Genomic DNA, 16,794 nt, shown 5'->3' with positions numbered 1-16,794 from the left:
CCGCCCGAGACCACGATCGCCGCCTCCGTCAGCTCCGGACGCCCCGTCGACTCACGCGCCGTACGCGACACCACCCGCGTCCCCCGCGACAGCTCCCCGAACTCCACCTCCAGCGCCTCGACCGCACCCGCCGCCGACGACGGCTCCACCGGCGCCGAGTTCGGCTTCACCGTCACCACCGGCACACCCCGCGACACCCGCGAACGCGCCGTGAACGACGCCGCGAACACCGACTGCACCGCCACCACACCCCCGTCCACGACCTCCACGTCCACCGCGTCCGTGATCACACCCGACCCGATCCGCACCGCCAGCCGCGCAGCGACCTCCTTGCCCTCCGCCGACGACGGCACCAAAACCGCCACCGGCGACACCGCCCCCACCGCCGCCGCCAGCGCATCCACCTTCGGCACCACCAGGAACTCACCGAACTCCGGCGCCTCCGACACCAGCACCCGCACCGCACCGTGCTCACCCAGCACCGACGCCGTACCACCGGCACCCGCACCCACCGCCACCGCCACCGGCTCACCCACCCGACGCGCCAGCGTCAGCAGCTCCAGCGTCGGCTTACGAACCGCACCATCCACATGATCGACAAAGACCAGAACTTCAGCCATGAGACTTCAAACTCCCGCGACTAGCAGAGAACGACAGAACAGAACAGGCACTTCGACACCCACCGGGCCACCCGCAGCCCCGGACCTTCACGGCCCCGGAAACCCCGCACGGCCCCACCGGCCGGTCAGATGAACTTCTGACCCGCGAGGAACTCCGCCAGCTTCCGGCCGCCCTCGCCCTCGTCCTTCACGACCGTGCCCGCCGACCGCGCCGGACGCTGGGCCACCGACTCCACGACCGTCCACGCACCCGCCAGACCGACCTCGTCCTCCTCCACCCCGAGATCCTCCAGATCCCACGACTCCACCGGCTTCTTCTTCGCCGCCATGATCCCCTTGAACGACGGATACCGCGCCTCACCCGACTGGTCCGTCACCGACACCACCGCCGGCAACGACGCCTCCACCGACTCCGACGCCGCATCACCATCACGACGCCCCCGCACCACACCACCCTCCACCGACACCTCGGACAACAACGTCACCTGCGGCACACCCAACCGCTCCGCCAGCAACGCCGGAACCACACCCATCGTCCCGTCCGTCGACGCCATCCCCGACACCACCAGATCGAAACCGGCCTTCTCCACCGCCCTCGCCAGCACCAGCGACGTCCCCATCACATCACTGCCGTGCAACCCCTCGTCCTCCACATGAACAGCCCTGTCCGCACCCATCGACAACGCCTTGCGCAACGCGTCCCGCGCATCCTCCGGACCCACCGTCAGCACCGTCACCTCCGCATCGTCCGCCGACTCCGCGATCTGCAACGCCTGCTCCACCGCGTACTCGTCCAGCTCCGACAACAGACCGTCCACATCCTCACGGTCCACCGTCAGATCATCAGCGAAACGCCGGTCACCCGTCGCATCCGGCACGTACTTCACACAGACAACGATCCTCAAGCTCACGCCGGCTCTCCTACTGCATCGTCTTTTCCGGGGGCTGCCTTGTTGCTCGCAGCATAGGCGCCTGAAGGGGCGGATTCCGGTCGGGGCGACCGACGCCCCGACCGGAAATATTACTAGCCAGTACACCCAGCGGGCGGCGCATGGGCAAGCGTGCGCAACTGTGACATGCCCAACGTGCGGCAGCCCATTGCCGCCGGGGACGAATCAGTCCCGCAGCGCGTTGAAGCGCCCCTGGTGGTACAGGAGCGGGCGGCCGCTTCCGGCCGGGTCGCCGGCCACGGCCTGGGCGATCACGATCCGGTGGTCGCCCGCCGGGACCCGCGCGACGACGCGGCAGACCAGCCACGCCAGCACGCCGTCGAGCAGCGGCACTCCTTCGGGACCGCTGCGCCAGAAGGTGGACGGGCCGAACCGGTCGGCCCCGCTGCGGGCGAACGTGGCGGCCAGCTCGCGCTGGTCCTCCCCGAGTATGTGGACGCCGACGTGCTCCGCCTCGGCCAGGACCGGCCAGCTGGAGGATCCGGTGCCCGCCCCGAAGGAGATCAGCGGCGGGTCGGCGGCGACGGAGCTGAGGGAGGTGGCGGTGAAGCCGACCGGCCGGTCGCCCGCGGCGGTGATCACGGCCACACCGGCGGCGTGCTGTCGGAAGACGGAGCGGAGGAGGTCGGGCGAAGCCTGGGCCGGGGTGTCGATTTCGGGCGAAGCCGTCATGGAGATGTCCTTCTGCGGGGGAGGCGTACGGGGCCGTGGTTGCTCAGGCACCTGGACAGCGCGCGCTCGCGTTGCGGGCGAGATCGACATGGACCCGGCCATGGAGAAGGGTTTCCGGCGGCATAGCGTCAGACTGACGATTCACGGTCGGCGCCGTCAAGAGTGCCCCACGATGTGGGAGATGCGTCACGGTCCGTCACATCGCCTGTCCCAGTGCGGCGACCACGTCGACGGTGCGCGGCTGCCCGGCGGCGCGGCGGACGATCCGGCCGTCGGCGTCGAGGACCAGCACGGTCGGTGTCCGGCTGATGCCGAGCTCCCGTACGAGCCCGAGGTGGGCCTCGGCATCGATCTCCACATGGGCGACGCCCTCCACCATGCCCGCCACCTCGGCGAGCGTGCGGCGGGTCGCCCGGCAGGGCTGGCAGAACGCGCTGGAGAACTGCACGAGCGTGGCCCGCTCCCCCAGTTCCGCGCCGAGCCGGGCCGCGTCCAGCGGCCCTCCTTGTTCCTGCCCGTCCACCCTCGTCCTCCTGTCAGAGCTCGTCACAGGAGGTCAGCACCATTGGCCGACCGGACATTCCCGAACGCCGCACGTGACGAGAATCTCGCGTCCCGGGCCCGCTGAGACTGGCCACCGCGTCGCGCATGGGGCACGATCGGCGCCATGCCGCAAACCTACGGCTGCGTAACTTCCGCCGGGAGAATCCTCCACAGGCGCTGAAGAAGGGTCTTCCCCAGATGGCAGAACTCGTCTATCGACCGGTCATCGGCGCCGCTCGCACGTTGTTCAAGGCGCTCGACCTGAAGATCGACAGCCAGGGTTCCGAATACATCCCGAAGACCGGCGGCGCGGTACTGGTAAGCAATCACATCAGCTATCTCGACTTCATCTTCACCGGGCTCGCGGCCCTGCCCCAGAAGCGGCTCGTCCGGTTCATGGCGAAGGAATCGGTCTTCCGGCACAAGGTCTCGGGACCGCTGATGCGCGGGATGAAGCACATCCCCGTCGACCGCAGGCAGGGCGAGCACGCCTACGCGCACGCGCTGTCCTCGTTGCGTTCCGGCGAGGTCATCGGGGTGTTCCCCGAGGCGACCATCTCGGAGTCGTTCACACTGAAGAGCTTCAAGTCGGGCGCCGCCCGGCTGGCCCAGGAAGCCGGCGTACCGCTCATCCCGGTGGCGCTCTGGGGCACGCAGCGGCTGTGGACCAAGGGGCGGCCGCGCAACTTCAAGCGTCAGCACATCCCGGTGACGATCCGGGTCGGCGAGCCGGTGGAGGCGCCCGCCGACCAGTACGCGGGCGCGATCACCCGGCGGCTGCGGGAGCGGGTCCAGGAGCTGCTGGAGGCGGCCCAGCGGGCCTATCCGGTACGCCCGAAGGACGCGGGCGACACCTGGTGGGTGCCCGCCCATCTCGGCGGTACGGCGCCGACCCCGGCCGAGGTGAAGGAGCGGGGCTGACCCGGCCGAAACGTCACTGTGGCCCGTCCCGCCCGGAGAACCGGGAGGGACGGGCCACAGGCATGTCGGACGCGGCTACTTCGCCATCTCTTCCTTGAGGGCGAGGACGAAGGCGTCGACGTCGTCCTCCGTCGTGTCGAACGCACACATCCAGCGCACGTCGCCCGCCGCCTCGTCCCAGAAGTAGAAGCGGAAGCGCTTCTGCAGCCGTTCGCTCACCGCGTGCGGCAGCCGGGCGAAGACGGCGTTGGCCTGGACGGGGTGGAGGATCTCCACACCGTCCACCGCTCCGACGCCCTCGGCGAGCCGCTGCGCCATCTCGTTGGCGTGCCGGGCGTTGCGCAGCCAGAGGTCCCCGGCCAGCAGCGCCTCCAGCTGCACGGAGACGAAGCGCATCTTCGAGGCGAGCTGCATCGACAGCTTGCGCAGGTGCTTCATGGCACGGACGGCGTCCGGGTTCAGGACGACCACGGCCTCGCCGAAGAGCGCCCCGTTCTTCGTACCGCCGAAGGACAGCACGTCCACGCCGACGGTGTTGGTGAACGTGCGCATCGGCACGTTCAGCGACGCCGAGGCGTTGGCTATCCGGGCCCCGTCCAGATGGACCTTCATGCCGAGTCCGTGGGCGTGGTCGCAGATGGCGCGGATCTCGTCGGGGGTGTAGACGGTGCCGAGCTCGGTGTTCTGGGCGATCGAGACGACCTGCGGCATGGCGCGGTGCTCGTCGTCCCAGCCGTACGCCTGCCGGTCGATCAGCTCGGGGGTGAGCTTGCCGTCCGGGGTGGGCACGGTGAGCAGCTTGATGCCGCCCACCCGCTCGGGTGCGCCGCCCTCGTCCACGTTGATGTGGGCGGACTCGGCGCATATCACCGCGCCCCAGCGGTCGGTCATGGCCTGGAGGGCGACGACGTTGGCACCGGTTCCGTTGAACACCGGGAACGCTTCGGCGGTGGGGCCGAAGTGGCTGTGCATGACGCGCTGGAGGTGCCCGGTGTACTCGTCCTCGCCGTAGGCGATCTGATGGCCGCCGTTGGCGAGGGCGAGCGCGGCGAGGATCTCCGGGTGGGTGCCCGCGTAGTTGTCACTGGCGAAGCCGCGGATCCGCGGGTCGTGGTGGCGCCGCGCGTCGGTTCTTACGGTTGTGGGGTCAGCCACAGGCGCTTTCCGTTCACTTCCGGGGCGGGCCGGTCCCAGACGCCGACGATGGCCTCGGCCAGCTCCTCGACGTCGGTGAAGCCCGCGAATTTCGCATTCGGGCGCTCGGCGCGCATGGCGTCGTGCACCAGTGCCTTGATGACCAGGATGGCAGCCGCGGTCCTCGGGCCCTCCTCGCCCCCGGCCTTGCGGAAGGCGTCCGCGAGCGCGAGTGTCCAGGCCTCGGCCGCCGCCTTGGACGCGGCGTAGGCCGCGTTTCCGGCGGTGGGCTTGGACGCCCCGGCCGCGCTGATCAGCACGTAGCGGCCCCGGTCGCTGCGCTGCAGTCCCTCCTGGAAGGCCAGCGAGGTGTGCTGGACCGTGCGGATCAGCAGCTTCTCCAGCAGGTTCCAGTCGGCGAGGTCGGTCTCGGCGAAGCTCTTGCTGCCGCGCCAGCCGCCGACCAGGTGGACCAGGCCGTCGATCCGGCCGAACTCCTTCTCGGTCTTGTCCGCCCATTCGCGGGCGGCGCCGAGATCCAGCAGATCGACCGTGTCGCCGGTGACGGTGGCGCCGCCGTGGGCGTAGCGCGCGGCGTCGACCGCCTCGGCCAGCCGCGTGGCGTCCGCGTCGGACGCGACGACGGTCGCACCGGCCTCGGCCAGCCTCAGCAGCGTGGCGCGTCCGGCCGGTCCCGCGGCTCCGGCGACCGCGATCACGGCACCCTCGAGAGCTCCGCTGCCCTTGCCGTTTCCGTTCATGGCCACCGCCTCCTCAGACCGGGCGCTCACGCGGCTGCCTGCTCGGCATCCGCGGCGGTGATCCCCTTGGTGGAGGCGATCACTTTCTTCAGCTTCTTGGAGAGCGCCTCATAGAACATGCTCAGGGGAAACTCGTCCGGAAGCACATCGTCGACGAGCTTACGCGGCGGCTGCGACAGGTCCAGCGCGTCCGGGCCCTTGGCCCAGCGGGAGCCGGGGTGCGGGGCGAGGTAGGTCGAGACGAGCTCGTACGCCGCGAACCAGTGGACCAGCTTGGGGCGGTCGATGCCGTCGCGGTAGAGCTTCTCGATCTCGGCGCAGAGTTGGTTGGTGATCTGCGGGGCGCGGTCCCAGTCGATCTTCAGCGTGTTGTCGGTCCACCGGACGACATCGTGCTTGTGGAGGTAGGCGAAGAGCAGCTGGCCGCCGAGGCCGTCGTAGTTGCGCACGCGCTCGCCGGTGACGGGGAAGCGGAACATCCGGTCGAACAGCACGGCGTACTGGACGTCACGGCCCTGGGGGAAGCCGTCGGCCTCCAGCTTCACGGCCTCCTTGAAGGCGGTGAGGTCGCAGCGCAGCTCCTCCAGTCCGTACATCCAGAACGGCTGGCGCTGCTTGATCATGAAGGGGTCGAACGGCAGGTCGCCGTGGCTGTGCGTCCGGTCGTGGACCATGTCCCACAGCACGAAGGCCTGCTCGCAGCGCTGCTGGTCGCCGACCATCTCCTGGATGTCCTCGGGCAGCTCGAGGCCGAGCAGCTCGACCGAGGCCTCGGTGACCCGGCGGAAGCGGGCCGCCTCGCGGTCGCAGAAGATGCCGCCCCAGCTGAACCGCTCGGGGGCCTCGCGCACGGCGATGGTCTCCGGGAAGAGCACGGCGGAGTTGGTGTCGTAGCCCGAGGTGAAGTCCTCGAAGGTGATGCCGCAGAACAGCGGGTTGTCGTAGCGGGTCGCCTCGAGCTCGGCCAGCCACTCGGGCCAGACCATCCGCAGGACGACCGCTTCGAGGTTGCGGTCCGGGTTGCCGTTCTGCGTGTACATCGCGAAGACGACCAGGTGCTGAAGCCCGTCGGCGCGGTCCTTGGCGGGCTGGAAGGCGAGCAGCGAGTCGAGGAAGTCCGGGACGCCGAATCCCTCGGTGGCCCAGCGGCGCAGGTCCGTGACCAGGGCGCGGTGGTAGGCGGCGTCGTGCGGCAGCAGCGGGGAGAGCTCCTCGACCGCGGCGATCACCCGGTCGACCGCCTCGCGCGCGGTCCCGGCCGACGGCGCGCCCTCGGCCTCGAAGTCGATGGATCCGTCCTTCGACTGCCAGGGGCGGATCTCTTCCACGGCATTCTTGAGCACGGGCCAGGCCGGGTGATCGACCACCGGCTGATCCGTAGCTATGCCGCCTCCGGCGACGTCGTGCACAAGAATTTCCGTCATAACACTTCCTCCACAAGAGAACCTCGCGTTAAGCAACCGTATCCATGCACGGTTCCCCGAGACAAGTGGATCTCAGTAAATTATCCTGCCGACCCCCCATGGTCACCGCGATATTTCCTGTGCGGACCGGGAAGTGGAGCGGCTTCCGCCGGATGCCTCCCAAGAAGGGCGGGGCCTTGCCCCGACTGCCCCGTCGGCGTCATGCCGGGGCTCCGAGCGGGTAGGAACCGCAAACGGGAAGACACCTCGACGGAAGCGGGTCTGCCATGTCTCTTCTCACCATCGGGCATCGCGGGGTGATGGGTGTCGAGCCGGAGAACACCCTGCGCTCGTTCGTCCGGGCCGAACGGGCCGGAATGGACGCGATCGAGCTCGATCTGCATCTGAGCAAGGACGGCGCGCTGGCGGTCATGCACGACGCCGAGGTGGACCGTACGACGGACGGCACCGGCCCGATCAGCGGGAAGACCCTGTCCGAGCTGCGTGAACTCGACGCCGGGCTGGGCGAGCGGGTGCCGGTCTTCGAGGAGGTGCTCGACGCCGTGAGCTCCCCGTTGCAGGCCGAGATCAAGGACGCGGCGGCGGCCCGCGCCCTGGCCGGGGTGATGCTGCGCCGCGGCCTCACCGACCGGGTGGAGGTGTCGTCGTTCCACGACGCGGCGGTGGCCGAGATCGCCCGTCTGGTGCCGGGGGTACGGACCGTGCTCATCGCGAGCCGCTGGCAGGGCGATGTGGTGGACCGGGCGAAGGCGGTGGGGGCAGCGACGCTGGCGCTGAACATCCGCCGCCTCACCCTGGAGGTGACCGAGCAGGCGCACGCCGAGGGGCTGAAGGTCATCGGCTGGGTGGTGAACACCCAGGACCATCTGCGACTGGCCCGCGCGCTGCGGCTGGACGGCGCGACGACCGACTACCCGGAGATCCGCCGCGCCGGCCGCTTCACCGCGTGACCGCGGCCCCGGAGGTGGTGAGGTCCTTGACCAGCAGCTCGAAGGCGAGGTCGTCGCGCTGCGGGATCCCGAAGCGCTCGTCGCCGTACGGGAACGGGCTCAGCTCCCCCGTGCGGCGGTAGCCGCGCCGCTCGTACCAGGCGATCAGTTCGTCACGGAGCGAGATCACGGTCATGTGCATCTCGCTCACGCCCCAGCCCTCGCGGACGGTGCGCTCGGCCTCGGCGATGATCACCTTGCCGAGGCCGGCGCCCTGGAGTTCGGGGCGGACCGCGAACATCCCGAAGTAGGCGGCGTCGCCACGGTGTTCGAGCTGGCAGCAGGCGACGATCACGCTGTCCCGCTCCACCACCAGCAGCCGGCTCCCGGCCGCTTCGACGACCCGTCGCACCCCGTCGGGGTCGGTCCGCTGCCCCTGGAGGATGTCCGCCTCGGTGGTCCATCCGGCCCGGCTGGCGTCCCCGCGGTACGCCGACTCGATCAGCGCCACCAGGGCGGGTACATCGCCCTCGACGGCGTCGCGGAAGGTCGGTCGGCCCGATTCCTGCGCGGAAGCTGCGTCCATGGTGGTGGCTCTCCGGTTTCTGTGCTGCGACGGCCGTGCCGGTGCAGCGTAACCCGGGGGTTCACCCCCTAGGGTCCGAGCATGGTTCATGTGCTGAGCAGCCGGGTCCTGCTGCATCCGGTCGATCCCGAACGGTCCCGGCGGTTCTACGGGCAGTGGCTCGCTCTGCCCGTCTACCGGGAGTTCGGCACCGGCCCCGAGCGGGGCACGGTCTACTTCCTCGGCGGGGGCTTCCTGGAGGTGTCCGGACGCGCCGCCGCGCCACCGGTGCCCGGTCTCGAACTGTGGCTGCAGGTCGCGGACGTACGGGCGGCGCACGTGGAGCTGGCCGGCCGCGGCGTCGAGGTGCTGCGGGAGCCGGCGCGCGAGCCGTGGGGGCTGGTCGAGATGTGGACCCGCGATCCGGACGGGCACCGGATCGTCGTGGTGGAGGTACCGGCCGACCATCCGCTGCGCTACCGCCCCTGACGCCGCGCGGTCAGTGCGCGGCGCGGCTGCGCTCCGCGCAGTCGACGAGTACGGGCAGGGCCCGGGCCAGTGCGCCGTCCCGGTCGGCGAACGGGAGCCGCACATGGTGACGGAAGCCGTCCACCGCGGAGAAGGCCGGGCCGGGGACGATCAGCACGCCCGCGCGGCGGGCCAGCTGGGCGGTGGCCTCGGCGTCGGCGCCGGGGATCTCGACCCAGAGGGCGGAGCCGCCGTCGGGCCGCCGCCACCGCCAGCCGGGCGCCTGCTCCCGCAGCAGGTGTTCGGTCTCCGTGAGGCGTTCGCGCAACCGGGAGCGGCGGTGCGCCCTGGCCTCGGGGAGCTGCCCGAGCAGCTTCACCGCCAGGATCTGGTCCACCACCGGGCAGGACAGGTCGACGGACTTCTTGATGTCGGCGAGACGGCGGACGACCGTGGTGGAGGCGCGGATCCAGCCGATCCGCAGGCCGCCCCAGAAGAGTTTGGAGAGGGTGCCGACGGTGGCCGTGGCGGCGGGCGGCAGCAGTCCGGCGAGGGAAGCGGGCGCGGCGTCGTGATGCAGGGCCAGCTCGGCGTAGGCGTTGTCCTCCACCGTGTACAGGCCCTGATCGGCGAGTACGGCGGCCCAGGCGCGGCGGGCGGACTCGTCGGCGGCGCGCCCGGTGGGGTTGTGGAGCGAGGGCTGGAGGTAGACCAGTCGCGGGCGGACGTGGCCGGTGAGCCGGGCCAGCGCGCGGGCGCCGTGCCCGTCGTCGGCGGGCAGCGGGACGAGCCGGGCACCGCGGGCGCGCAGCGCTTCGAGGGCGCCTCGGTAGGTCGGGTCCTCGACGATCACGGTGTCGCCCGGTTCGACCAGGCCCTGGGTGATCAGCCAGACGGCCTGCTGGGACCCGGCGGTGACGAGGATCTGGTCCGCGGTGGTCGGCAGGCCCGCCGACCGGTGGTGGGCGGCGATCCCTTCGCGGAGTTCGGGCAGCCCGTACGGGAGGTAGCCGTCGCCGGTCAGCGCGGCGGTGAGGTCGGCGGCCGAGAGCGCGTCGGCGGCCGCCGCGACGGCGGGCAGGCCGTCCAGCGCGCCGCTGGACAGGTCGATGCCGTCGTCCCTGGTGCCGAAGCTGGCGAGCCGCCCCTCGGTGGCGGGCTCGCCCACCGCCCCCGAGCCGCGCAGCCGGGAGCCGCTGCCCTGCCGGCTCTCCAGCCATCCCCCTGCCTCCAGCAGGCCGTACGCGGCCGTCACCGTGGAACGGCTGACGCCCAGCGCCGCGGCCAGGGCACGCTGCGAGGGCAGCACCGTGCCCGGCGCGACGTCCCCGCGCTCGGCCAGTTCGCGCAGTGCGCGGGCCAGCTGCCCGGGCAGCGCGCCGGTGCCGTCCCTGGACCATCCGGTCAGCAGGCGGGAGAGCCGGGTGGGAGGAATCCGCTCCATGGCCCCATCATCGCCCGCCGCAGGCCAATTGCCGTCAAGTGGTCTTTGCCGACGTCGGGCGGCTCGCACATGATCGGGAGAACGTCGTTGCAAAGGAGCGAGACATGGCGACCGTGGTGCTCGTCGGGACACTGGACACCAAGGGGGCGGAGTACGCGTGGCTGTCGGAGCGGATCCGTGAGGCGGGCTGCGACGTGGTGCTCGTCGACGCCGGGGTGATGCCCTCGCCCACGGACGGCCCGACGGGCGACATCGACGCCGCGGCCGTCGCGCGCCGCGCCGGGCACGGTCTGGACGCGCTGCGGGCCGCCGGCGACCGGGGGGCGGCGGTCACCGCGATGGCCGAGGGCGTCGAACGGATCGTGGGCGATCTCCACCGCGAGGGGCAGCTGCACGCGGTGCTGGCGGTGGCCGGTAGCGGCGGCTCGTTCATCGCCGCGCGCGCCATGCAGGCGCTGCCCATCGGCGTGCCCAAGGTGCTGGTGTCCACCATGGCGAGCGGGGACGTGTCGCCGTACGTGGGCAGCAGCGACATCACGATGATGTACAGCGTGGTCGACGTGGCCGGGATCAACTCCGTGTCCTCGCAGATCCTGGGCAACGCGGCCGCCGCGGCGGCGGGTATGGCCGTCCATCACGAGCGGAGTCTGCGTGATCCGGGGCCCCGGGGACGTCCGCTGGTCGGCGCCAGCCAGTTCGGGGTCACCACCGCGGCGGTCGACGCCGCCCGGGAGCGGCTGGACGAGCTGGGGTACGAGGTCCTGGTCTTCCACGCGACGGGGGCCGGCGGCCGGGCGCTGGAGAAGCTCGCGGCCGGCGGGTTCCTCGCCGGCGTCCTGGACCTGACCACCACGGAGCTGGCGGACGACCTGGTCGGCGGTGTGCTGAGCGCGGGTCCGGACCGGCTCACCGCGGCGGGTCTGGCCGGTGTGCCGCAGGTGGTCGCGCCCGGCGCGCTGGACATGGTCAACTTCGGCCCCGCCGACACCGTCCCGGCCCGTTTCGCCGACCGCCGTCTCCTGGTCCACAACCCCACCGTCACTCTGATGCGCACCACCCCCGGCGAGATGGCCGAGCTGGGCGCCTCCATGGGGAGGAAGCTGGCCTCGGCCAAGGGCCCGACGGCCGTGCTCTGGCCGAAGGGCGGCGTCTCCGCCGTGGACGCCCCGGGCGGCCCGTTCCACGACCCGGAGGCCGACGCGGCCGGACTGGCGTCCCTGCGTGACGCGCTGCGCGGCAGCGCCGTGGACCTGCGGGAGATCGGCGCCCACCTCAACGACCCGTCGTTCGCCGTCGCCGCCGCCGACCACCTCCACCAGCTGATCACGGCGCGGGGCGCGTCCCGCCCGCGGAGCTGAGCAACCGTGCACACCGACCGCGAAACCCCTCGTCCGAACAGGAGCCCCTCCGTGAACCGCAAGCAAGCACTGGCCCGCCTGACCGAACAGGTCCGGTCCGGCCGGGCCGTCATCGGCGCAGGCGCGGGCACCGGCCTGTCCGCCAAGTGTGCGGAGGCCGGCGGCGTCGACCTGCTGATCATCTACAACTCCGGCCGCTACCGGATGGCCGGCCGCGGATCGCTGGCGGGACTGCTGCCCTACGGTGACGCCAACGCCATCGTGCTCGACATGGCGGGCGAGGTCCTGCCGGTGGTGCGGGACGTCCCGGTGCTCGCCGGGGTGTGCGGCACCGATCCGTTCCGGATCATGGGCAACTTCCTCGACCAGCTGAAGGCCGTGGGCTTCACCGGTGTGCAGAACTTCCCCACCGTCGGTCTGTACGACGGCAAGTTCCGCGAGAACCTGGAGGAGACCGGGATGGGGTTCGGCCTGGAGATCGACATGATCCGCCAGGCCCATGAGCGCGATCTCCTCACCGCTCCCTATGTGTTCGACCCCGAGCAGGCCGCCGAGATGGCCCGGGTCGGCGCCGATGTGCTCGTTCCGCACGTGGGGCTGACCACCAAGGGGGCGATCGGTGCCGCGACCGCGCTCACGCTCGACGAGGCCGCCACCGCCGTGCAGGAGATGCACGACGCGGCCAAGCGCGTCAATCCCGACATCATCGTGCTCTGTCACGGCGGACCGATAGCCGAACCCGAGGACGCCCGTTACGTCCTGGAGCACACCTCGGGGATCGCCGGTTTCTTCGGTGCCTCGTCCATGGAGCGGCTGCCCACCGAGCGGGCCATCACCGAGCAGGCACGCGCCTTCAAGTCCCTCACCGTCGGCTGACCGCCGGCCCGGACACACACCGCGCGCGGAGGGAACGCTCCCTCCGCGCGCTCCCCTTGTACCCCAGTGCGCTGCGTACGGCAGTTCCCGTACGGGCATCGACCTGGGGGACCGCGTCGTACGTCCAGGGGGTGGTGTGCCGTGCACGGACCGGTGGTTTCGGGCTGGCTGCTGATGGCCTTGTGCGCGATGGCCGGGGCCTACTGCCTGCTGCGCGTCCGCAGCGAGACCGGCGAAGGGCGCAGGACGGCGCGCGCGGAGGCACTGATGGGCTTCGGCATGGCGGCGATGGCGGTGCCCGCGGCCGTCGTGCCGCCGCCCGCCTGGGGCTGGGCGGTGTACGCGGCGCTGTTCGGCGCCGCCTCCTTGCGGGCCCTGTGGTTCGCCCGGCGCGACGCGCACCACCTGCATCACCTGGTCGGTTCCGCGGCGATGGTCTACATGGCGCTGACGATGGCACCGGGCGGGGGCTCGGCGCACGGCGCTCACGCGGGCCACGGGGCCGCGGCGGCGGGCGGTGTCCCCCTGCTGACCGGGCTGCTGCTGGCCTACTTCGCGGGGTACGTGCTGCGGTCGGGCGCCCGGTTGATACCCGTGTCCGCGGCGGCCGGCGGCGGGGCCACGGCGGGCGGCTGGGGAGCGCGGCCCGAGCTGGCGCTCGCCTGCCGGCTGACGATGGGGATGGCCATGCTCGCGATGCTGCTCGGTCTGTGAGACAACGGCCGGGCAAACCGTGGCGTGCGTCACTTGCCGTGCAGAGCCGTACCCCTGGCCGCCGCGCCCCTCATAGGCTGGCGTCATGTTGGTCTCCCTCGCACTGCTGCTGCTCGGTGCCCTGGCCGCCGTCCTGACGCCGCGGCTGATGGCCAGAGCGCGGTGGCCGGAGCGCGAGCCCGTGGTGGCGCTCTGGGTGTGGCAGTGCGTGGTGGCGGGGGTGCTGCTCTCCTTCGCGCTCTCCATGACGTTCAGCGCCGCCGCTGCCTGGCAGGCGGTGCGCGGTCATGTGTTCGCGCCGGCGCCCCGGGCGGTGGTGGAGGCGTACGCGCTCGGCGGGCACGGTTCCTGGTCGGCCGCCATGGCGGTGCTGCTGGCGCTCGGCGGGGTGTGGTCGGCGGTGATGCTGACCCGGGAGATCCACCGGGCCCGGGTGCGCCGCCGGAAGCGGCGTACCGAACTGCTGGTGCGGTCGCCGCTGATGCCCGGCGAGGAGCCCGGAAGCGCCCGTCTGGTGGTGCTGGAGGGAGACCGCCCGGACGCCTGGTGGCTGCCGGGCGCCGCCCCCCAACTGGTCATCACCACCACGGCACTCAGGCGCCTGAAAGGCCGTCAGCTGGACGCGGTGCTGGCCCATGAGCAGGGGCACGCGAAGGCGCGGCACGACTGGCTGCTGCACTGCTCCGACGCGCTCGCGTCCGGGTTTCCGCAGGTGCCGGTGTTCGCGGCGTTCCGCGACGAGATGCACCGGCTGGTCGAACTGGCCGCGGACGATGTGGCGTCGAAACGTTTCGGGCGGCTGACGATCGCCCTGGCCCTGGTGGAACTCAACGAGGACCGGGGCGTGTTCGGCCCCTGCCCGGCCCCGGACGCGCAGTTGCCGCTGCGGGTGAACCGGCTGCTGACCCCGGCGGACCGGCTCACCGCCGGTCGCAGGCTCCGGCTGACCGCCGCGGCCGCGCTGGTTCCGGTGGTTCCGCTACTGGTCGCGTTCATCCCGGGACTCAGCGCCCTGCGATAGCGCACCGCGACAACGGCTCCGCGCCAAGCAGCGCTACGAAGGCATTGCGGCAGCGGCGCCACGAAGGCGCACGACGACGACTCCGCGACGTGGCGCACCGCGATAGCCAGGACGGCCGGTCTTCCGCGAGGATCACCCCATGCCGTCCGCCACGCTCGCCCCGCCGCCCCTCCCCCGCAGCCGTTCCCGGTTCAGCGCACTGCGCGTGGGCACGGCCTGTGCACTGCTCTTCCTGGCCCTGCTGACCCCCGTCGCCCTGCGGTGGTCACCGCTGACGACGCTGGACCGCACCGTCGCGGACGCCCTGCACCGCCGGGCGGTGACCGAGCCGGGCCTGGTGCACGCCAACCGGATCCTGACCGACTGGGCGTGGGATCCGTGGACCATGCGCGCCCTGATCGCCGTCGCGGTGGTGGCGCTGTGGTGGCGCGGGGCCCGGCCGCTCGCGGTGTGGGTGGCGGCCACGAGCCTGCTCGGCACGCTGCTGCAGCAGGGGCTGAAGTCCGCGGTCGGCCGGGAGCGGCCGCACTGGCCCGACCCGGTGGACTCGGCGCACTACGCGGCGTTCCCGTCCGGACACGCGATGACGGCGGCGGTGAGCTGCGGGCTGATGCTGTGGCTGCTGCGCCGGTACGGTGCCGGGCCCCGGCTGTGGCGGGGGGCGCTGGCGGTGGCGGGCGTCTCGGTCGTCGGGGTGGGGGTGACCCGGCTCTATCTGGGCGTGCACTGGCTGAGCGACGTGCTGGGCGGCTGGCTGCTGGGGGCGGCCCTGCTGGGCCTCTCGATCGCCGGATTCAGCCGGTTCGAGCGGTGGCGGCGCGGGGCGCGTACGCCCTGAGGCGCCCGGCCGTCTTGCCCTGCGGTCCCGGTGCCGGGGAGTATCGCGGCCATGCAGATCAAGGGTGTGCTGTTCGACTTCTCCGGAACCCTCTTCCGTATCGAGCCCGTCCGTTCCTGGCTGCGCGCGGTCCTCACCGGGCGCGGGATCACGGTGGACGAGTCCGCCTTCGAGCGGTACGCGGGCGAACTGGAGGCCGCCGGGGCGCTGCCGGGCGGCCCGGCTCCCCGGCACGTCCCCGCCGCGCTCGCCACCGCGTGGGCGACCCGGGACGAGAGCGCGCGGGCCCACCGGGATGCGTACACCGCGCTGGCCCGGCAGGTGGCGCTGCCGGACCCCGGCCTGTACGACGCGCTGTACGAACGGCACCGCATGCCCGCCGCCTGGCAGCCGTACTTGGACACGGCGGAGGTACTCGGGGCGCTGCACGGGAGCGGCGTCCGGGTCGGTGTGGTGAGCAACATCGGCTGGGACCTGCGCCCGGTGTTCCGGGCCCACGGCCTGGACGGCCTGGTCGACGCCTACGTCCTGTCGTACGAGCACGGAATCCAGAAGCCGGACTCACGGATCTTCCACATCGCCTGCACATCTCTCGGGGTGGATCCGACCGACGTGGTGATGGTCGGGGACGAGCGGGAGGCGGACGGTGGAGCCGCCGCACTGGGCTGTGACGTGCGGTTTGTGCGGCATCTTCCGGTTTCGGAGCGGCCGGACGGACTGCGGACGCTCGAATTGGTGCCGGACGTTCCCCGACAGGCATGTGAGAGATGTCCCTGACGCGCAATGGGTCCGATTGTCACATCGTGGCCTTAGCCTGTAAGCATGTCCCGTTCTCCGTGCTCCTCCGAAACCACGCGCACCGCCGCCGCGGTGAACGAAGAGATCCGTGACCTGTGGCAGCGCTCGGGCGGCTGCCTGTCCCCGGAGGACGAGGAGCAGTACCAGCGGCTGCTGGTGGAGTGGGCCGCGGCGACGCGCGACAGCACCCGGCCCGCCGCCTGACGGCCGCCGGGCCGCGCTCGGCGGGTCGGCAGGCCCTAGCGCCCCTCGCCGATGCGTCGCGCCTGGCGGTTCGCCGCGTCCAGGATGTGGTCGAGCAGACCGGGGAAGAGCTCTTCCAGGTCGTTCCGCCGCAGGCCGTTCATCTTGGCGGTGCCCCGGTAGATCTGCTGGACGATGCCGCTCTCGCGCAGCACCCGGAAGTGGTGCGTGGTCGTGGACTTGGACACCGGGAGATCGAACCCCGAGCAGCTGAGCTCGGCCTCGGCGGCGGCCAGTTCGCGGACGATGCGCAGCCGCATCGGGTCGGAGAGCGCGTGCAGCACCGCCTCGACGCGGATCTCGTCCCGCGCGGGGTGGTCGAGCACGCGCCCGCCGGCCTCGGTGCTGCTGGGGGCGGGGGTGCTGGCGGGGGTCACGACGGCTCCACTTCCTCGACGTTCACCGACCCTCTCCCGGGTCCGTACCGGCCTCCCACAATACGAGATCCGTCGTAGTTCGGGGTGGCCCCCTGCCCCCCGCGGGAACGGGGCCCCCCCACGCAAAAACCCGGGGAG

20 protein-coding genes are annotated in these 16,794 nt (G+C 71.8%); 10 read left to right on the top strand and 10 right to left on the bottom strand.

Annotated features, from left to right (window positions below):
* From ACFCV8_RS29880 to ACFCV8_RS29865, 4 genes are all read right to left on the bottom strand, one after another.
* The coding region (locus ACFCV8_RS29880) for an electron transfer flavoprotein subunit alpha/FixB family protein (protein WP_376688598.1) at positions 1-620 on the bottom strand (620 nt) is incomplete at its 3' end.
* A gap of 125 nt (positions 621-745) precedes the next feature.
* Positions 746-1,531 carry an electron transfer flavoprotein subunit beta/FixA family protein gene (locus tag ACFCV8_RS29875; protein WP_376688597.1) on the bottom strand — a complete coding sequence of 262 codons (786 nt, stop codon included), beginning with the start codon at positions 1,529-1,531 and terminating at the stop codon, positions 746-748.
* Positions 1,532-1,735: 204 nt separating this feature from the next.
* On the bottom strand, positions 1,736-2,242 hold the full coding sequence (locus tag ACFCV8_RS29870; RefSeq protein ID WP_376688596.1) for a flavin reductase family protein: 507 nt from the start codon (positions 2,240-2,242) through the stop codon (positions 1,736-1,738).
* Positions 2,243-2,438: 196 nt separating this feature from the next.
* Entirely contained in the window at positions 2,439-2,765 is a 327-nt protein-coding gene (locus ACFCV8_RS29865; RefSeq protein ID WP_376688595.1) for a TlpA family protein disulfide reductase, read from the bottom strand.
* Positions 2,766-2,983: 218 nt separating this feature from the next.
* Here ACFCV8_RS29865 and ACFCV8_RS29860 point away from each other — a divergent pair, with 218 nt between their 5' ends.
* Complete coding sequence (locus ACFCV8_RS29860; RefSeq protein ID WP_376688594.1) at positions 2,984-3,706, top strand: lysophospholipid acyltransferase family protein; 723 nt, start codon at positions 2,984-2,986, stop codon at positions 3,704-3,706.
* A gap of 75 nt (positions 3,707-3,781) precedes the next feature.
* Here the strand turns inward: ACFCV8_RS29860 and ACFCV8_RS29855 are convergent, their stop codons facing one another.
* Genes ACFCV8_RS29855 through ACFCV8_RS29845 form a run of 3 tightly spaced genes read right to left on the bottom strand, consistent with a single transcriptional unit; the run spans position 3,782 to position 7,025 of the window.
* The gene (locus ACFCV8_RS29855; protein WP_376688593.1) at positions 3,782-4,861 is read right to left on the bottom strand and encodes a threonine aldolase family protein; all 1,080 of its coding nucleotides are present in this window, start codon (positions 4,859-4,861) and stop codon (positions 3,782-3,784) included.
* Positions 4,840-5,601 carry an SDR family NAD(P)-dependent oxidoreductase gene (locus tag ACFCV8_RS29850; protein ID WP_376688599.1) on the bottom strand — a complete coding sequence of 254 codons (762 nt, stop codon included), beginning with the start codon at positions 5,599-5,601 and terminating at the stop codon, positions 4,840-4,842. Before ACFCV8_RS29850 ends, ACFCV8_RS29855 begins: the two co-directional genes overlap by 22 nt.
* 26 nt (positions 5,602-5,627) lie before the next feature.
* On the bottom strand, positions 5,628-7,025 hold the full coding sequence (locus tag ACFCV8_RS29845; protein ID WP_376688592.1) for a DUF6421 family protein: 1,398 nt from the start codon (positions 7,023-7,025) through the stop codon (positions 5,628-5,630).
* A gap of 266 nt (positions 7,026-7,291) precedes the next feature.
* Between ACFCV8_RS29845 and ACFCV8_RS29840 the strand changes: the two genes are divergently transcribed.
* Complete coding sequence (locus ACFCV8_RS29840; protein ID WP_376688591.1) at positions 7,292-7,975, top strand: glycerophosphodiester phosphodiesterase; 684 nt, start codon at positions 7,292-7,294, stop codon at positions 7,973-7,975.
* Here the strand turns inward: ACFCV8_RS29840 and ACFCV8_RS29835 are convergent.
* Entirely contained in the window at positions 7,965-8,540 is a 576-nt protein-coding gene (locus ACFCV8_RS29835) for a GNAT family N-acetyltransferase (protein ID WP_376688590.1), read from the bottom strand. The genes ACFCV8_RS29840 and ACFCV8_RS29835 overlap by 11 nt on opposite strands.
* Positions 8,541-8,621: 81 nt before the next feature.
* Between ACFCV8_RS29835 and ACFCV8_RS29830 the strand changes: the two genes are divergently transcribed.
* The gene (locus ACFCV8_RS29830; protein ID WP_376688589.1) at positions 8,622-9,008 is read left to right on the top strand and encodes a VOC family protein; all 387 of its coding nucleotides are present in this window, start codon (positions 8,622-8,624) and stop codon (positions 9,006-9,008) included.
* 10 nt (positions 9,009-9,018) lie between these two features.
* On the opposite strand, the gene ACFCV8_RS29825 is transcribed toward ACFCV8_RS29830, so the two are convergent.
* Positions 9,019-10,431, bottom strand: coding sequence for a PLP-dependent aminotransferase family protein (locus ACFCV8_RS29825; protein ID WP_376688588.1), 1,413 nt, complete (start codon positions 10,429-10,431; stop codon positions 9,019-9,021).
* Between the two features lie 104 nt (positions 10,432-10,535).
* On the opposite strand from ACFCV8_RS29825, the gene ACFCV8_RS29820 reads away from it, so the two are divergent.
* From ACFCV8_RS29820 to ACFCV8_RS29790, 7 genes are all read left to right on the top strand, one after another.
* Positions 10,536-11,789, top strand: coding sequence for a Tm-1-like ATP-binding domain-containing protein (locus ACFCV8_RS29820; RefSeq protein WP_376688587.1), 1,254 nt, complete (start codon positions 10,536-10,538; stop codon positions 11,787-11,789).
* Between the two features lie 51 nt (positions 11,790-11,840).
* The gene (locus ACFCV8_RS29815; RefSeq protein WP_376688586.1) at positions 11,841-12,665 is read left to right on the top strand and encodes a phosphoenolpyruvate hydrolase family protein; all 825 of its coding nucleotides are present in this window, start codon (positions 11,841-11,843) and stop codon (positions 12,663-12,665) included.
* A gap of 141 nt (positions 12,666-12,806) precedes the next feature.
* A complete protein-coding gene (locus tag ACFCV8_RS29810) occupies positions 12,807-13,379 on the top strand; it encodes a DUF5134 domain-containing protein (protein WP_376688585.1) in 573 nt (190 codons plus the stop codon).
* Positions 13,380-13,464: 85 nt separating this feature from the next.
* On the top strand, positions 13,465-14,400 hold the full coding sequence (locus ACFCV8_RS29805; RefSeq protein ID WP_376688584.1) for a M56 family metallopeptidase: 936 nt from the start codon (positions 13,465-13,467) through the stop codon (positions 14,398-14,400).
* 139 nt (positions 14,401-14,539) lie between these two features.
* Entirely contained in the window at positions 14,540-15,238 is a 699-nt protein-coding gene (locus ACFCV8_RS29800; RefSeq protein WP_376688583.1) for a phosphatase PAP2 family protein, read from the top strand.
* A gap of 51 nt (positions 15,239-15,289) precedes the next feature.
* Entirely contained in the window at positions 15,290-16,015 is a 726-nt protein-coding gene (locus ACFCV8_RS29795) for an HAD family hydrolase (protein WP_376688582.1), read from the top strand.
* Between the two features lie 45 nt (positions 16,016-16,060).
* Positions 16,061-16,240, top strand: a complete 180-nt coding sequence (locus ACFCV8_RS29790) for a hypothetical protein (protein WP_376688581.1) — start codon at positions 16,061-16,063, stop codon at positions 16,238-16,240.
* Positions 16,241-16,275: 35 nt separating this feature from the next.
* Here the strand turns inward: ACFCV8_RS29790 and ACFCV8_RS29785 are convergent, their stop codons facing one another.
* Positions 16,276-16,656 (bottom strand): ArsR/SmtB family transcription factor, encoded by a 381-nt coding sequence (locus ACFCV8_RS29785; RefSeq protein ID WP_376688580.1) that lies wholly within the window; start codon positions 16,654-16,656, stop codon positions 16,276-16,278.
* Positions 16,657-16,794 lie beyond the last annotated feature (138 nt).

It is taken from the genome of Streptomyces sp. NPDC056347 (genome assembly GCF_042262625.1).
Classification (GTDB): Bacteria; Actinomycetota; Actinomycetes; order Streptomycetales; family Streptomycetaceae; genus Streptomyces.
Note: the sequence above shows the minus strand (reverse complement) of the source record. Positions and strands in the feature narration are given on the sequence as shown.

Bases quoted from the DNA above. Each gene is read 5' to 3' on its own strand.
- ACFCV8_RS29870 (WP_376688596.1), bottom strand. From the start codon at position 2,242: ATGACGGCTTCGCCCGAAATCGACACCCCGGCCCAGGCTTCGCCCGAC.
- ACFCV8_RS29860 (WP_376688594.1), top strand. From the start codon at position 2,984: ATGGCAGAACTCGTCTATCGACCGGTCATCGGCGCCGCTCGCACGTTG.
- ACFCV8_RS29850 (WP_376688599.1), bottom strand. From the start codon at position 5,601: ATGAACGGAAACGGCAAGGGCAGCGGAGCTCTCGAGGGTGCCGTGATC.
- ACFCV8_RS29845 (WP_376688592.1), bottom strand. From the start codon at position 7,025: ATGACGGAAATTCTTGTGCACGACGTCGCCGGAGGCGGCATAGCTACG.
- ACFCV8_RS29840 (WP_376688591.1), top strand. From the start codon at position 7,292: ATGTCTCTTCTCACCATCGGGCATCGCGGGGTGATGGGTGTCGAGCCG.
- ACFCV8_RS29835 (WP_376688590.1), bottom strand. From the start codon at position 8,540: ATGGACGCAGCTTCCGCGCAGGAATCGGGCCGACCGACCTTCCGCGAC.
- ACFCV8_RS29830 (WP_376688589.1), top strand. From the start codon at position 8,622: ATGGTTCATGTGCTGAGCAGCCGGGTCCTGCTGCATCCGGTCGATCCC.
- ACFCV8_RS29825 (WP_376688588.1), bottom strand. From the start codon at position 10,431: ATGGAGCGGATTCCTCCCACCCGGCTCTCCCGCCTGCTGACCGGATGG.
- ACFCV8_RS29820 (WP_376688587.1), top strand. From the start codon at position 10,536: ATGGCGACCGTGGTGCTCGTCGGGACACTGGACACCAAGGGGGCGGAG.
- ACFCV8_RS29805 (WP_376688584.1), top strand. From the start codon at position 13,465: ATGTTGGTCTCCCTCGCACTGCTGCTGCTCGGTGCCCTGGCCGCCGTC.
- ACFCV8_RS29800 (WP_376688583.1), top strand. From the start codon at position 14,540: ATGCCGTCCGCCACGCTCGCCCCGCCGCCCCTCCCCCGCAGCCGTTCC.
- ACFCV8_RS29795 (WP_376688582.1), top strand. From the start codon at position 15,290: ATGCAGATCAAGGGTGTGCTGTTCGACTTCTCCGGAACCCTCTTCCGT.
- ACFCV8_RS29790 (WP_376688581.1), top strand. From the start codon at position 16,061: ATGTCCCGTTCTCCGTGCTCCTCCGAAACCACGCGCACCGCCGCCGCG.